15 protein-coding genes and 1 pseudogene are annotated in these 14962 nt (G+C 61.6%); 8 read left to right on the top strand and 8 right to left on the bottom strand.

Features of this window, described 5'->3' with window-relative positions; translation table 11 throughout:
• Positions 1-351: 351 nt before the first annotated feature.
• Positions 352-1248: a LysR substrate-binding domain-containing protein gene (locus ACZ0AV_RS03225; RefSeq protein WP_499149698.1), complete on the bottom strand. Its 897-nt coding sequence runs from the start codon at positions 1246-1248 to the stop codon at positions 352-354.
• A gap of 218 nt (positions 1249-1466) precedes the next feature.
• Between ACZ0AV_RS03225 and ACZ0AV_RS03220 the strand changes: the two genes are divergently transcribed.
• The 6 genes from ACZ0AV_RS03220 (at position 1467) to ACZ0AV_RS03195 (ending at position 8109) form a co-directional block, all read left to right on the top strand.
• Complete coding sequence (locus ACZ0AV_RS03220; protein WP_499149697.1) at positions 1467-2216, top strand: SDR family NAD(P)-dependent oxidoreductase; 750 nt, start codon at positions 1467-1469, stop codon at positions 2214-2216.
• 81 nt (positions 2217-2297) lie between these two features.
• Positions 2298-3596, top strand: coding sequence for an MFS transporter (locus ACZ0AV_RS03215; RefSeq protein WP_499149696.1), 1299 nt, complete (start codon positions 2298-2300; stop codon positions 3594-3596).
• Positions 3597-3611: 15 nt separating this feature from the next.
• Positions 3612-4460 carry a transketolase gene (locus tag ACZ0AV_RS03210; RefSeq protein WP_499149695.1) on the top strand — a complete coding sequence of 283 codons (849 nt, stop codon included), beginning with the start codon at positions 3612-3614 and terminating at the stop codon, positions 4458-4460.
• Entirely contained in the window at positions 4457-5455 is a 999-nt protein-coding gene (locus tag ACZ0AV_RS03205) for a transketolase family protein (RefSeq protein ID WP_499149694.1), read from the top strand. The genes ACZ0AV_RS03210 and ACZ0AV_RS03205 overlap by 4 nt, the downstream gene beginning before the upstream one ends.
• Before the next feature lie 132 nt (positions 5456-5587).
• Positions 5588-6538 carry an alpha/beta hydrolase gene (locus ACZ0AV_RS03200; protein ID WP_499149693.1) on the top strand — a complete coding sequence of 317 codons (951 nt, stop codon included), beginning with the start codon at positions 5588-5590 and terminating at the stop codon, positions 6536-6538.
• A gap of 140 nt (positions 6539-6678) precedes the next feature.
• Positions 6679-8109: an IS1182 family transposase gene (locus ACZ0AV_RS03195; protein WP_499149692.1), complete on the top strand. Its 1431-nt coding sequence runs from the start codon at positions 6679-6681 to the stop codon at positions 8107-8109.
• Between the two features lie 377 nt (positions 8110-8486).
• Here the strand turns inward: ACZ0AV_RS03195 and ACZ0AV_RS03190 are convergent.
• Positions 8487-8609 (bottom strand): annotated as a pseudogene (locus tag ACZ0AV_RS03190) (tRNA dihydrouridine(20/20a) synthase DusA); the annotation flags it as partial.
• Between the two features lie 124 nt (positions 8610-8733).
• Here ACZ0AV_RS03190 and ACZ0AV_RS03185 point away from each other — a divergent pair.
• Complete coding sequence (locus tag ACZ0AV_RS03185; RefSeq protein ID WP_499149691.1) at positions 8734-9048, top strand: hypothetical protein; 315 nt, start codon at positions 8734-8736, stop codon at positions 9046-9048.
• A gap of 59 nt (positions 9049-9107) precedes the next feature.
• The gene (locus ACZ0AV_RS03180) at positions 9108-9464 is read left to right on the top strand and encodes a hypothetical protein (RefSeq protein ID WP_499149690.1); all 357 of its coding nucleotides are present in this window, start codon (positions 9108-9110) and stop codon (positions 9462-9464) included.
• A 324-nt stretch (positions 9465-9788) separates the two neighbouring features.
• Here ACZ0AV_RS03180 and ACZ0AV_RS03175 read toward each other — a convergent pair whose 3' ends face one another.
• The 6 genes from ACZ0AV_RS03175 to pqqA form a co-directional block, all read right to left on the bottom strand.
• Positions 9789-11633: a S9 family peptidase gene (locus tag ACZ0AV_RS03175; protein ID WP_499149689.1), complete on the bottom strand. Its 1845-nt coding sequence runs from the start codon at positions 11631-11633 to the stop codon at positions 9789-9791.
• Entirely contained in the window at positions 11599-12747 is a 1149-nt protein-coding gene (gene pqqE, locus ACZ0AV_RS03170; protein ID WP_499149688.1) for a pyrroloquinoline quinone biosynthesis protein PqqE, read from the bottom strand. The genes ACZ0AV_RS03175 and pqqE overlap by 35 nt, the downstream gene beginning before the upstream one ends.
• Positions 12719-12994, bottom strand: coding sequence for a pyrroloquinoline quinone biosynthesis peptide chaperone PqqD (gene pqqD / locus ACZ0AV_RS03165; protein WP_499149687.1), 276 nt, complete (start codon positions 12992-12994; stop codon positions 12719-12721). The genes pqqE and pqqD overlap by 29 nt, the downstream gene beginning before the upstream one ends.
• Positions 12991-13734: a pyrroloquinoline-quinone synthase PqqC gene (pqqC, locus tag ACZ0AV_RS03160; protein ID WP_499153279.1), complete on the bottom strand. Its 744-nt coding sequence runs from the start codon at positions 13732-13734 to the stop codon at positions 12991-12993. The genes pqqD and pqqC overlap by 4 nt, the downstream gene beginning before the upstream one ends.
• A 21-nt stretch (positions 13735-13755) precedes the next feature.
• Positions 13756-14667 carry a pyrroloquinoline quinone biosynthesis protein PqqB gene (pqqB, locus tag ACZ0AV_RS03155; protein WP_499149686.1) on the bottom strand — a complete coding sequence of 304 codons (912 nt, stop codon included), beginning with the start codon at positions 14665-14667 and terminating at the stop codon, positions 13756-13758.
• Between the two features lie 64 nt (positions 14668-14731).
• On the bottom strand, positions 14732-14803 hold the full coding sequence (gene pqqA, locus ACZ0AV_RS03150) for a pyrroloquinoline quinone precursor peptide PqqA (protein ID WP_003243383.1): 72 nt from the start codon (positions 14801-14803) through the stop codon (positions 14732-14734).
• Positions 14804-14962 lie beyond the last annotated feature (159 nt).

Here is a 14962-nt window from a genome sequence, read left to right as displayed (position 1 = left end):
GTGGTGATCTCGACGAGAGGATTGAACGAGACGAGTGCTCAGACCCTGCTTGGATTGGCGTCTAGATCTGTTAAGCAAAATGACACCTATCGCCTTCAGTCGCTGGGCAGATCCAATACACCCACACCGCACTCCTCAGCCAACCGCTCTGGCCTGTACATGGATGCTCTGTGGAGTGGGACGCTAGGGGTAGGGCGGCAGACCTGGCGTCACTCGCTCTTGCGTTGTGAATACAAATGCGGCCTGCGGCAGAACAGCCACGCTGGCTGGGGATACGGCATCGAGGCCGTGCAGGGTTTCCACAGACTGCCTTGGCGGCGCTCAAATGTCGACTTTCACCCCGCGAGTCAGCTAGTCATAGTTGAGCTCGTGGCCGAGCTGCTCCTGCATCCAGGCAAGAAAACGTCGCAGGCGTGGCAGGTTGGAACTTGTACGCGGGAATACCAGATGGTGGGCACTGACGGCGCTGCTACGCGTATCGTCAAACACTGGAACCAGGCGGCCTTGGCGGATGTAGTCCTGGGATAGCAGGGAGCTTTCCAGCGCGAAGCCGAAGCCATGGCTGGCTGCCTCCAGACTCATGTAAGAGCGGTCGAAGCTCAGCGCGAATGGCGCCTCGGGTAGTGACACGCCCTGCTGAGCGAACCATTGGGGCCATTGCACCAGGGCGGCTTCGGAAAGGATGAGTTTCTGGGCGAGCAGGTCCTGCGGTTCTTTTATCGGATAGCGTTCCAGCAAGGCAGGGGAGGCCAGGACGGCCAACTGCTCGTGGCGGATGCTCCGCACTTCTAGGCTTGGCCAATTGGGGTAGCCGTGGCGGATGTCGAGATCGATCTGGTTACGGCCGAAGTGCAGCGATTCGTACGAGCACGACAGGTTGATCTGGATATCCGGGTGGCGCTCGCGAAAACGCTCCAGGCGCGGAAGTAACCACAGCAGGCCGAAGCTGGGTGCCGAGTGCAGGCGTAGGCTATCGGCACTGATTTCGTTGCTAGCCCGTTCGGTGGCCAAGGCCAGGCTCTGCAACACGCCGGTCACGTCACGCAGGTACTGCTCGCCTGCCGGGGTAAGGGTCACGCCGCGGGCGTTTCGCAGGAACAAAGGGCGGCCGATCAGGGCTTCCAGATTGGCGATCTGGTGGCTGACGGCCGAGGGCGTGAGGTTCAGTTGTTCGGCTGCCCGAGCGACGTTGCCAAAGCGTGCCACCTGTTCGAAGGACTGAATGGCTTTCAGTGGTGGTAGTGGCATCGACTTGCTACCCAGTGGTTGAACACGGTGTTACCTGCAAAATGCCTTTGATTAGGTGAATCCTACCGTGCTGATTTAATTGTGGGTCACCACATGCTGAATTTTTTTCAGCATTGGTTGAAGCCAGCTGCGTTGCTCCACCTGCACATCGCGCCGACTCTCTGCCTATCGGTCGTCACGGGCCGCCAACCATAAAAACAAAAGTCGGAGCACAGACCATGCTACTTCAAGGCAAAATCGCAATCGTTACGGGCGCCGCCTCCCCACGCGGCATTGGCCGCGCCACTGCCCAGGCGTTTGTCGAGCAGGGCGCCCGCGTCATCATTCTCGATTTGGATCTCACGGCCGCCCGCGAAGCCGCTGCGCAACTTGGCGAGGGCCACCTCGGTCTAGCTGCCAATGTCGCGGACGAAGCTCAGGCTCGCGACGCAGTGGCTCGGGCGCTCAGCCAGTACGAGCGTATCGACGTGTTGGTCAACAATGCCGGTATCACCCAGCCGGTGAAGACGCTTGATATTACTGGCAAGGACTACGACCGCATTCTCGACGTTAATCTGCGTGGCACCCTGCTGATGTCCCAGGCCGTGCTACCGACGATGCGCAGCCAGAAGGCTGGCAGCATCATCTGCATGTCGTCGGTGTCGGCCCAGCGCGGTGGTGGCATCTTCGGCGGGCCACATTACAGCGCGGCCAAAGCGGGTGTGCTGGGGCTGGCCAAGGCCATGGCGCGGGAGTTCGGCGCCGACAACATCCGCGTCAATTCGCTTACGCCGGGGTTGATCCATACCGATATCACCGGTGGCTTGATGCACGATGATCGACGCCACGCGATCATCGATGGCATTCCTTTGGGCCGCCTGGGCGAAGCGCGGGAAGTGGCCAATGCCGCGCTGTTTCTGGCCAGCGACCTGTCCAGCTACCTGACGGGTATCACGCTGGATGTGAACGGCGGCATGCTGATTCACTGACGTCATACGCCGTTCGTTCTGTATCTGCTGCCTGGCGCTCGCCCGCCAGGCATATGAATAAAAACAAGAGATCAGATCACCATGACCACCATCGCCCTCGATGCGGCCTCGACCGCTCGCAGCAATGCCTACCGCAAGACCGCCTGGCGGCTGATGCCGTTTCTGATGCTGTGCTACCTGTGTGCCTACCTGGATCGTGTCAACGTCGGCTTCGCCAAGCTGCAGATGATGGATGACCTGGCGCTGAGCGAGGCGGTTTACGGCCTGGGAGCCGGTATGTTCTTCATCGGCTACTTCCTGTTCGAAGTGCCCAGCAACGTAATTCTCCACCGTGTGGGTGCGCGCCGCTGGATCGCGCGGATCATGATCACCTGGGGCATCATTTCCGGGATGTTCGCTTTCGTCGAGACGGCCACGCAGTTCTATGTACTGCGTTTTATGCTCGGCGTTGCTGAAGCGGGCCTGGCTCCCGGGCTGCTGCTGTATCTAACCTACTGGTTCCCATCCTACCGACGCGCCAAGATGACCGCGCTGTGGTTCGTGGCCATTCCGCTTTCGGGCATGATTGGCGGGCCACTATCTGGCTGGATCATGGAGCGCTTCGCTGGCGTGCACGGCTGGGCCGGCTGGCAGTGGATGTTCGTGCTGGAGGCCATTCCCACCGTGTTGGTCGGGATACTGGTGCTCAGTTACCTGAAAGATAGCGTGGACCAAGCGAACTGGCTTAACGATGAAGAGAAGGCGCTGATCCGAAAGGAGCTCGCCGAAGACGATCAGCATAAGGTCCAGCACGCCTCGGCCGGTGCATTCATCCGCGACCGTCGCCTGTGGTTGCTGGCTGGCATCTACTTCTGCGTGGTGATGGGGCAGTACGCGATAACCTTCTGGCTGCCAACGCTGGTGCGTAACGCCGGTGTCGCCGAGCCGCTGCACATTGGCCTGCTAACCAGCCTGCCTTACCTGTGCGCCATCTTCGGCATGCTGCTTGTGGCACGCAGTGGTGACAAACATCAGGAGCGCCGCTGGCACCTGGCTATGCCAATGCTTGCAGGTGCACTGGGCCTGAGCCTTGCCGCCGTGCTGGGCAGCAACGTGACTCTATCGATCCTCAGCCTTTGCCTGGCCGCCTCCGGAATTCTCGCCGCCTCCTCTTTGTTCTGGATGCTGCCGACCACGCTGCTTGGTGGGGTTTCCGCCGCCGCCGGTATTGCCGCCATCAACAGCTTCGCCAACCTTGCTGGTTTCTGCTCTCCATACCTGATTGGCTGGGTGACCACCACGCTCGGCAGCAGCGCTGTGGGCATGTACCTGATCACCGGTGTGCTGGTGTTCGGCGCGTGCCTGGTGTTCCGCGTCCCCGCCCGTCAAGTCAACCGCTAGATAGGAGTCACTTCGATGAATTCCGCATCCACTGCCACGGGCGCACTGTCGCTGGCCAAGCGCGCCCAGAACATCCGCCGCCATGCCCTGCGCATGGGGCAGGTCCAGGGGCAGGGCTATATCGGCCAGGCGCTGGGCGCTGCCGACCTGTTGGCCGTCGCCTACTTCCATGCCCTGCGTTATCAGCCTGACAACCCTGAATGGGAGGGGCGTGACCGCTTCTACCTGTCAATCGGTCACTACGCCATCGCTCTTTATGCGGCGCTGATCGAGGCCGGCATCGTCCCCGAGGAGGAGCTCGAAACTTATGGAAGCGATGACAGCCGCCTGCCCATGTCGGGCATGGCCGCCTACACACCTGGCATGGAGATCACCGGCGGCTCGCTGGGCCACGGGCTGGGGATCGCGGTGGGCGCCTGCCTGGGCCTCAAACGCAAGGGTTCGGATCGCTTCGTCTACAACCTGCTATCCGACGGGGAACTCAATGAAGGCTCGACCTGGGAGGCGGCCATGTCCGCTTCGCACTGGAAACTCGACAACCTGATCGCGCTGATCGACGTGAACAATCAACAGGCCGATGGCTACTCCAGCGAGGTGTTGGCCTTCGAGCCCATTGTCGATCGCTGGCAAGCGTTCGGCTGGTTCACCCAGCGTGTCGACGGAAATGACATCGACGCACTGGTGAAGGCCTTCGATGCCGCCCGCCAGCACGCAGGCTCGCAACCCCGAGTGATTATTTGTGACACCCGCATGGGCAAGGGCGTGCCCTTTCTCGAAAACCGCGAGAAGACTCACTTCATCCGGGTGGATGAGAGCGAATGGAATCTCGCCTTGGACATGCTCGACGCTGGGAGCCAGCCATGAATACCTCCACGACATCCAAGAAGCGCCTGACCACCTCGGCGATGATCGCCTCCATCGCTGCGGAAGGGCAGGCCACGCGCGCAGCGCCCTTCGGCCACGCACTCACGGCACTGGCCGAGCAGCGCAAGGATATCGTCGGTTTGTCGGCCGATCTGTCCAAGTACACCGACCTGCACATTTTTGCCAAAGCGCACCCGGGCCGCTTCTATCAGATGGGCATGGCGGAGCAGTTGCTGATGAGTGCCGCCGCAGGGATGGCCCGTGAGGGGCTGGCACCGTTCGCCACGACCTACGCCGTGTTTGCTTCACGGCGGGCCTACGACTTCATCTGCATGGCCATCGCTGAAGAAAACCTTAACGTGAAGATCGTTTGCGGCTTGCCGGGGCTGACCACCGGTTACGGACCCAGCCACCAGGCGACCGACGACCTGGCGATCTTCCGGGCGATGCCCAACCTGATGATCGTCGACCCCTGCGATGCCCATGAGATCGAACAGGCCGTGCCGGCCATCGCCGCACATCAGGGCCCGGTGTATATGCGCCTGCTACGTGGCAACGTGCCCCTGGTGCTGGACCAGTACGACTACCGCTTCGAGATCGGCAAGGCCAAGACGCTGCGCTCCGGTCGCGAGGTGCTGATCATCGCCACCGGACTGATGACCATGCGTGCGCTCGAAGCTGCGGAGAAACTGCAGGCTGATGGCGTCGATGTCGCCGTGTTGCATGTGCCGACCATCAAACCGCTAGACGAGGCGACCATCCTGGCCGAAGCCCGCAAGCCTGGGCGCTTGGTGGTCACTGCCGAGAATCATTCGATCATTGGGGGGCTGGGCGAGGCCGTCGCTGGGGTGCTCCTGCGCAACGGCGTAACGCCAACCTTCCGGCAGATAGCTCTGCCGGATGCCTTCCTGGACGCGGGTGCATTGCCGACCCTTCACGACCGTTACGGTATTTCAACCGATGCCGTGACCCGACAAATCAAGGGTTGGTTGTAAAACACCGAGGCTTCTGAGGTCAGAAAGACGAATTCGGCGAGCCGGTGTGCATGGCTCGTCGGGATTCGGCATGAATGGTGCGCTTTGACGGTCCTATCCATCAGCCAACATCCGAGCCCTAGAGGTATCAGCGTGAAGTACTATTCATTGAGCGAGGCAATGAGTGCATTCGTGAGCAAGAGAGGCGAGTTCGTTTCCGGCGATGCAAGCTTGCATTCACGACGTCATGCCTTCTTGCGTGCATGCCGGCATTTCACTCCAAAAGCACCCGCGGGCTGGCTCATCGAGGACAGGCGTGTCGATGATCTTCTAATGCGCGTCTATGAGCCATCCTCGCCAACACCTGAGGGTGGCTGGCCGACCCTGCTCTATCTCCATGGCGGCGGGTGGGTTTTCGGGGGCCTGGATAGCAATGACTGGTTTGCTTTTGCATTGGCTCGTCGGGTGCAGGTCGCGATCGTGGCGGTGGATTATCGCCTGGCCCCAGAGCATCCATTTCCCGCTGCCCTTGACGACACTCTCTCGGCTTGGAATGCGCTACGCGCCGGACGCGTCGGATCGGACCTCAGCCGCGAAAAGCTGATGGTCGGTGGCGATAGCGCTGGGGGAAATTTGTCGGCCGGTCTATGCATCGCCCTGCGTCATGCGAAACAACCTCAGCCGCTGCTTCAAGCGCTCGTGTATCCCGTTCTGAGCGCTAGCAGCGACCAGCCCTCGATGCGCGAGCATGCCGATGCGCCAATGCTCACCGCAGCCGAGGTCGCTGACTCGATCGCTGGCTATCTACCGGCTAAAGGCATGACCGGAGATGCCAGAGCCATGCCCCTGGCCGCTGCAGACTTCACTGGCTTGGCTCCCGCTTTCATTGCCGTGGCTGAGTACGATCCGCTTCGCGATCAGGGCAATGCCTATGCTGAGGCACTGCAGAACGCTGGCGTCAATGTCACGCTGCACGTGGGTAAGGGCCTGGTTCACGGCGGCCTTCTCGCAGGCGAGACAGAAGAGGTCTCGCCGGTCTACGACGCCATGGCTGAAGCCCTCAGACTATGCTTCGCTGGGTGCGCCAGCATGACGTCATGGTAAGTTTCTTTCTTGACGATCAGTCTCGCTTGGAAGGCCGCTATTGACTGGCCAGTTGAAAGGCAGCTTCCGGCCCAGAATGTGTAAAAACGTCTGATCAAACCCTTGCTATGATTTTGAAGAGTTCATCGTAAGGGTCGACCATGAAGCGCTTCATTCAAGGTGAGCATCGAGGCCAAAGTACGTTGCTCTCCGAAAGCCTTGACGACTACGTCAGCGATACCAATCCGGTGCGAGTGGTTGATGTCTTCGTGGATGAACTCGACCTAGTTTCGTTGGGTTTTGAAGGTGTCATTCCAGCCGAAACCGGCCGACCTGCCTACCACCCAGCGATCCTTCTGAAGATCTACATCTACGGTTACCTAAACCGCATTCAATCGAGCCGGCGTCTTGAGCGAGAAGCCCAGCGCAACGTCGAGCTCATGTGGCTAACCGGGCGTTTGATGCCCGATTTCAAGACCATCGCCAACTTCCGAAAAGACAACAGCAAGGCCATTCGCGGCGTCTGCCGCCAGTTCGTTTTGCTCTGCCAGCAGTTGGGGTTGTTTGGTGAAAACCTGGTTGCCATCGATGGCAGCAAATTCAAGGCAGTGAACAACCGTGACCGCAATTTCACCAGCGCCAAACTGAAGCGACGCATGGAAGAAATCGAGGCGAGCATCAGCCGTTATTTGGCTGCGCTCGATGCGGCTGATCGACAGACTCCTAGCGCCTCCGTGCCAGACACTGCCAGCCTGGAAGATAAAATCGCCAAGCTCAAAGCGCAGATGAAAGAGCTTCAGGGGATCGAAACTCAGCTCAACGATTCCCCTGACAAACAGGTTTCGCTGACCGACCCGGATGCCCGTTCGATGATGACGCGCGGCAGCGGTATCGTCGGCTACAACGTGCAGACGGCTGTCGATACGCAGCACCATTTAATAGTTGCTCATGAGGTCACCAACAGCGGTTCCGACCGTGACCAACTCAGTTCAATGGCGAAGCAGGCTCGTGAAGCTGTCGGCGCAGGAACGCTGTCCGTGGTGGCTGACCGAGGCTACTTCAAGGGTGAAGAAATCCTTGCCTGTCACGACGCAAACATCACGGCCTACGTGCCTAAGCCAATGACTTCAAGCGCCAAGGCTGATGGCCGATTCAACAAAGATGCCTTCGTGTATGACCCGACGAAAAACGAATACACCTGCCCGGCGGGAGATGCACTGATCTGGAAATTCTCCAGCGTTGAGAAAGGCATGAATATGCACTGCTACTGGAGTTCAAAGTGCCAGAGTTGCACGCTGAAAACCCAGTGCACGCCAAGCACAAATCGTCGAGTAAGGCGCTGGGAACATCAAACTGTGCTGGAGGAAATGCAACGCCGGCTGAACCAAGCACCGGAGATGATGCGGGTTCGAAAGCGAACTGTTGAGCATCCCTTCGGGACGCTCAAGCGATGGATGGGGGCAACGCACTTCCTGACTCGAAAACTGAACGGGGTGAGCGCTGAAATGAGCTTGAATGTGTTCGCCTATTACTTGAAGAGGGTGATGAAAATCATCGGCACTGAAGGCTTTTTGAAGGCGATGGCGGCGTAAAAGCCCGGCTTTTACTGCCCCAAAGAGGTGCCAAAGCGCTTCATATGCGCTCTGAAGCGTTACCGGCGCTGATCGCGGTAAATAATCGGGAAATTGCCACGCCCAAGAGCAATGGGCTGAAGCACGCACGATAAGAAAAGTGTTTTTACACACTCTGGGCCAGGAGCGGTCATTTGCGACCAGATTCTTACCCGTTAAGAAAGCTGGTCGTACCGGTATGCACAGAAGGGTGCACACCCTAGCGCTGTACAAAATATTCGGTGAGCGTCGTTACGCTGCCCTCCGCAAATGATCCGCCAGCGCAAGCGGTGCTGCCATGACAGCAACATAGCTAGAGTTAATTCAGTGCTTAATAAGTGCTTAAATTAAGGGCTGTATCTATGTAAATATTTGAAAAACAACGATAAATTATGAGCTTTTGTCCAATCCATCATCGGCGCCACGCAGAAGCGGCGGGAGGGCTCAGGGCGCGTGGTTACTGGCTTAGATGCTTCTGTCATGCGGTCTCCGGTGGGGCATGTCGCCAACGTGTTTTCGCGGGTTTCCGGGCGTTTGCAATCCTCTGGCGGTACGGCGTACCTACTTGGCATCTGCGTTGTGCCACCGCGACGAGGATGTACCACCTTGGCGACGATCAGAGGGCGCAAGCGTGCTGACGGCACGTTGAATTACACCGCTCAGATACGAATCAAAAAGAATGGGGCGCAAGTTTACACGCAGAGCCAGACCTTCGCCCGTAAGAAGGCCGCGCAGGCGTGGGTGAATCGGTGGGCGACGGAGCTCAGTGAACCCGGCGCGCTGGAGCGTGCCAAGAAGCCGAAGTCTCTGCTCAAGGGTGTGATACAGCAGTACCTCGAGGAAGTTGGCAAGGCGGGCGTACGAAAAAAGCACCCTGGATCGTATCGCGCATTCGTATCCGGGCCAGGTGGCGCCTGTTGAGTTAACCAGCCAGGCTGGTTGATTTCGCCCTATGGCGTATGAGCAAGGAAGCGGGAGTGGTGAAGCCGCAAACCGTGGGCAACGATCTCGCCCACCTCGGCGCGGTGCTCGCGGTGGCGCGGCCGGCCTGGGGACATGATGTTAGCCCGGCAGCAACGGCTGCTGCCCGGCAAGTGCTCAAGAAACCGGGCGACAAAATGTTCAGTCGCGATCGTGGCAGGCGTGTAGCTCCTGAAGAGCTCGGGCAATTACTTGAGCTCTTCAGCGAGGTGATTAAAGTAAAGCCCCTCTCGGGGCACATGCCGAAGATCGTGCTGTTCGCGCTTTTCTCAACACGCCGCCAAGCCATTCGCTGGGATGGCCTCGACGAAAAGTGTCAGGCTGTTCTTATACGAGATATGGCCTCCTGTGCCTGACCGGCTGCCGGATATCGGTTAACCGGCCATGACAACGTCTTCCAATGGAAAGAGACCTTGTTGCGGGCCATCGACACGAAAGCGAGTAAGTTGATGTGGCTAGCGAAGCTGCACCCTGGCGGGAGAGCGGCGCGGTGATGTGTTACTGCAACGGCAAGCAGATCAATGCAGCGGCAGATCTGCTGACCGAAACCGTGCGCTGTGGAGGTTGCCGCAGTCCCCTTCTGCTCCTCCAGCAGCAAGTAAATAGGCATAGCGCTACGTCAGCTTAGTTGCGCTGATCCCCGTGGCCGGCAGTGCTCTTTAGGTGAAACAGCAACAATTTCATTGCCGCTCCAGCACCCGACAGTAGAAGCGCCATTCCGCGTCCAGGGCATGGGCGAGGTTGCTGGCCTGGCGGAAACCGTGGCGTTCGCCGGGATAGAAATGCGCCTCGGCCTCGATGCCATTGGCGGTCAGGGCGGTGAGCATGGCGCGGGTCTGTTCGGGAACCACCACGGTATCGAGTTCGCCCTGGAAAAAGATCACCGGTACCTCGATTCGTTCGGCATGCAGCAGCGGGGTGCGCTGGCGATAGCGTTCGGCGTCGCGTTGCGGGTCGCCGATCAGCCAGTCGAGGTAGTCGCCTTCGAACTTGTGGGTGACGCGGGCCAGGGCCAGTGGGTCGCTGACCCCATAAAGACTGGCCCCGGCGCGGAACACGCCGCCGCGCATCAGCGCGCCGAGGGTGGTGTAGCCGCCGGCGCTGCCGCCGCGGATAAAGGCCCTGGCCGGGTCGATCAGCTCGCGCTCGGCCAGGTGCGCGACCACCGCGCAGGCGTCTTCGACGTCCACCACGCCCCAGTTGTGCTGCAGTGCCTGGCGATAATCCCTGCCGTAGCCGGTGCTGCCGCGGTAATTGAGGTCGGCGACGGCGAAGCCGCGCTGGGTCCAGTACTGGATGCGCGGGTCGAACACCGGGTGACAGGCCGAGGTCGGCCCACCGTGGATGAACACCAGCAGCGGCGGCCGGTTTTCGCCCTGTTGTGCGGGATAGAAGAAGCCATGGGCCTGGCCGTCGCCGCTAGCATAGCGCAGCGGCTGTGGCTGGCTGATCCGCTCGGGCGGCAGTGGCGAGCGGCCGCCGGCGAGCACCCTGACCTGGCCATTGTCACGACGGATCGCCAATACGGCGGACGGCGCCAGCGGGTTGGCGGCGATGACATAGAGGTGATCGCGATCCACGGCCAGGCTGCGAAAGCGGCTGTAGGCGCTGGCGTAGTGCTGCAGGCTGCCATCCTCCAGGCGCATGCCCAGGCGGCTGTAACCGTCCTCGAACCAGCTGGCCAGATAGCTTTCCGGGCCGAGAGGTATCCAGCTGCAGGCGCCGAGCTGCCAGGGGGCGCCGGCGTGGTCGGCGTCCGTGGCAGGCAGCGCTTGCCAGGTATTTTCGATCTCGCCCCAGGGTTGCCAGAAACCGTTGCGGTCGGACAGGCAGTACAGGCGGCCACTGGCGTCGAAGCCGGGCTGCTGCAGGGCCTGCTCTTCGCCCGTGTCGCCCGCCACGCAGCGTACCTTGCCCCAGCTGCCGTCGGCTTGCCGGCGGGCGTGGTAGAGGCGCGTGGCGGTCCAGGGTTGGGCCGGTCGCTGCCACTGGATCCAGGCCAGTTGCCGGCCATCCTCGCTGAGCACCGGCGCGGCATAGAAGTCGGCGCCTTCGAAGAGCACGCTGCGGCTGCCGTCGCCTAGGCCGATGGCCACCAGGCGATGTTCGACCCGCTCGTCGGTGTGGCTTTCCTCGACCGCCAGCACCTGCTCACCGGCATGCAGCAGATCGCCGTATCGGCATTGGCCGTGGGTCACCGCGCGCGGCGTGCCGCCAGCCAGGGGTTGTAGGTAGAGCTGCTGGTCAGCGTCATTGACGAACACCAGGCTATCGCGGCCCAGGCAGAAGGCGCCGCCACCGTATTCGTAGACCCGGCTGCGCGCGGAAAAGCCATCCGGAGTCAGGCATTGCGCATCCTCCCCGCGCCATAACCATAGACGGCAGCTGCCGTCCGCGGGGTCGAAGGCGTTCCATACCAGGCCGGCAGGGCCGACCCGCAGTTCGGCGAAGTCGCCTGCGGCGGCCACTGCCTCGGCGGCGCTCAGGGGCTCAACTCTTGGCGATGAGGTGCGAGTTTCGTTCATTGCGAAAGGCCAGGTCGGTGATGGATTGGGTGGCGTGCTCGGCTTCCGCGCGGGCCGCGAGGATCACCCCGTGACGGTCGGACTTGCTGCACACCGGATCGGCATTGCTGGCATCGCCTGTGAGCATGAAAGCCTGGCAGCGGCAGCCGCCGAAGTCCTTATCCTTTTCATCGCAGGAGCGGCACGGCTCGGGCATCCACGCAAAGCCACGAAAGCGGTTGAAGCCGAACGAGTCGTACCAGATGTGCTGCAGGCTGTGCTCGCGCACGTTGGGAAAGGCGATGGGCAACTGACGTGCGCCATGGCAGGGCAGGGCAGTGCCGTCCGGGGTAACGGTCAGGAAGATACTGCCCCAGCCGTTCATGCAGGCCTTGGGGCGTTCTTCGTAGTAGTCCGGGGTTACGAAGATCAGCTTGCACGGGTTGCCTTCGGCCTTGAGCCGCTCACGGTAGTCGTTGGTGATGCGTTCGGCCCGCTGCAACTGCTCGCGGGTCGGCAGCAGGCCTGCGCGATTGAGCTGTGCCCAGCCGTAGAATTGGCAAGTGGCCAATTCCACGAAGTCCGCTTCGAGGGCAAGGCACAGCTCGATGATGCGGTCGGTGCGGTCGATGTTGTGGCGATGGGTGACGAAGTTCAGCACCATCGGGTAGCCGTGGGCCTTTACCGCCCGGGCCATCTCCAGTTTCTGGGCGAAGGCTTTCTTCGAGCCGGCCAGCAGGTTGTTGACCTGCTCGTCGCTGGCCTGAAAGCTGATCTGGATATGATCCAGCCCGGCCTGTTTGAAGGCGGCGATCTTCTGCTCGGTCAGGCCGATGCCTGAGGTGATCAGATTGGTGTAAAAGCCCAGCCGGCGGGCTTCGCCGATCAGCTCGGCAAGATCCTGGCGTACCAGCGGCTCGCCACCGGAAAAGCCGATCTGCGCAGCGCCCATTTCCCGCGCCTCGGCCATCACCTTGAACCACTGCGCAGTGCTCAGTTCCTCGCCCTGCCTGGCGAAGTCCAGCGGGTTGGAACAGTACGGGCACTGCAGCGGGCAGCGGTAGGTGAGTTCGGCCAGCAGCCACAGCGGCAGACCGACCGACGCCTCAGGCGAGGCTGATCCAGTGCTCGGCACGGGCGACCTCCATGAACTGCTCGATGTCGTCGCCGACTTCGGGCGCGTCGGGGAACTGTTGTTGCAACTGCTCGATGATGGCTGCGACGCTGCGCTGGCCGTCGATCAGCCCGCCGATCAGGCCGGCGCTGTCGTTGAGCTTAACCATGCCTTCGGGGTATAGCAGCACATGGCCCTGCTGCGCCGGCTCGTACTGGAAGCGGTAACCCGGGCGCCAACCGGGCACGCGGCTGCGGTCGAAACTCATAGGGCGATTCCCTTGTGCCACACCCGCTCCGGGGTCACGGTGTGATAGGGCGGGCGGCTCAGCTCGTAGGCCATGCTCATCGCATCGAGCATGCTCCAGAGGATATCCAGCTTGAACTGCAGAATTTCCAGCATGCGCTGCTGGCCGGCGTGAGTGTCGTAGTGGCGCAGGGTGATCTCCAGGCCATGCTCGACGTCGCGGCGGGCCTGGCCGAGGCGGGTGCGGAAGTACTGGTAGCCGGCCGGATCGATCCACGGGTAGTGCTGGGGCCAGCTGTCCAGGCGCGACTGATGGATCTGCGGGGCGAACAGCTCGGTCAGCGAGCTGCTGGCGGCTTCCTGCCAACTGGCGCGGCGGGCAAAGTTGACGTAGGCGTCCACGGCGAAGCGCACGCCGGGCAGCACCAGCTCCTGGGAGCGCAACTGGTCCGGGTCGAGACCTACCGCCTGGCCCAGGCGCAGCCAGGCTTCGATGCCGCCGTCCTCGCCTGGGGCGCCGTCGTGGTCGAGTAAACGCTGGATCCACTCGCGGCGCACGGCGCGATCCGGGCAGTTGGCCAGAATCGCGGCGTCCTTCATCGGAATGTTGACCTGGTAGTAAAAGCGGTTGGCCACCCAGCCTTGGATCTGCTCGCGACTTGCGCGGCCTTCGTACATCGCCACGTGGTAGGGGTGGTGGATATGGTAGAAGGCGCCCTTGGCGCGTAGAGCCTGCTCGAACTCGGCAGGGGGCAATGGCATTGCGTCGCTCACGGGGGCTCCTTACAGCTCGATGCTCATGCCGTCGAAGGCGACTTCCACGCCGCGGCGCTGGACCTCGGCCCGTTCCGGCGAATCCTCGTCGAGGATCGGATTGGTGTTGTTGATGTGGATAAGTACCTTGCGCTGGCGCGGGAAGCCGTCGAGCACTTCGAGCATGCCACCCGGCCCGTTCTGCGCCAGGTGGCCCATCTCGCGGCCCGTGCGGGTTCCAACGCCGCGGCGCTGCATTTCGTCGTCGCTCCACAGCGTGCCGTCGACCAGCAGGCAGTCAGCGCTGTGCATCATGCGCAGCAGCTCGTCGTCGACCTGGCCCAGGCCCGGGGCATAGAACAGCGTGCCGCCGGTGCGGGTGTCCTTGACCAGCAGGCCTAGGTTGTCGCCCGGGTGCGGGTCGAAGCGGTGCGGCGAGTAGGGCGGCGCGGCGCTGCGCAGCGCAAAGGGGATAAAGCTGAGGTTGGGGCAGGCGTCGATCATGAAGCTGCCATCGAGCTCTATGCGCTGCCACTGCAGGCCGCCGTTCCAGTGGCTGAGCATGGCGAACAGCGGGAAGCCGGTGCTTAAGTCCTGATGGACCATATCGGTGCACCACACCTGGTGCGGGCAGCCTTCGCGCAAGCTGAGCAGGCCTGTGGTGTGGTCGATCTGGCTGTCCAGCAGCACAATGGCATCGATACCGGTGTCGCGCAGGGCGCGGGCCGGCTGCAGCGGCGCGAAGGCCTGCAACTGGGCACGGATATCCGGGGAGGCGTTGCACAGGATCCAGTGCTCGCCGTCATCGGACAGGGCGATCGACGACTGGGTACGCGCCGTGGCGCGCAGGCTGCCATCGCGATAACCCTTGCAGTTCAAGCAGTTGCAGTTCCACTGGGGAAAGCCGCCACCGGCCGCTGAACCAAGAATCTGGATGTACATGGTTACTCCATGCCCTGAAAACGATGACGCCCCGGCGTGCCGGGGCGTCGCATCACTGGGTCGCTCAGCGGTTGGCGAAGTACATGGTGACTTCGAAACCGATGCGCAGGTCAGTGTAAGCAGGCTTGGTCCACATGGTGTTGCTCCTTCCAGTTGGGTGAGTGTGTCGGCGCCGGTGCTGCCGTAGGTTCACGGCGAAGCCGAAACACAGGTCAGGATATGCAGGCTGGGCCGCCTGCCTTGTTCCTTGCGGATGGGGTTGGCGGGCTCCGGCTCCTTATTGGTCGTCATCCGG

The sequence above is a fragment of the Pseudomonas sp. AC532 genome (genome assembly GCF_979258965.1).
This window is presented reverse-complemented; position numbering and strand designations above follow the sequence as displayed.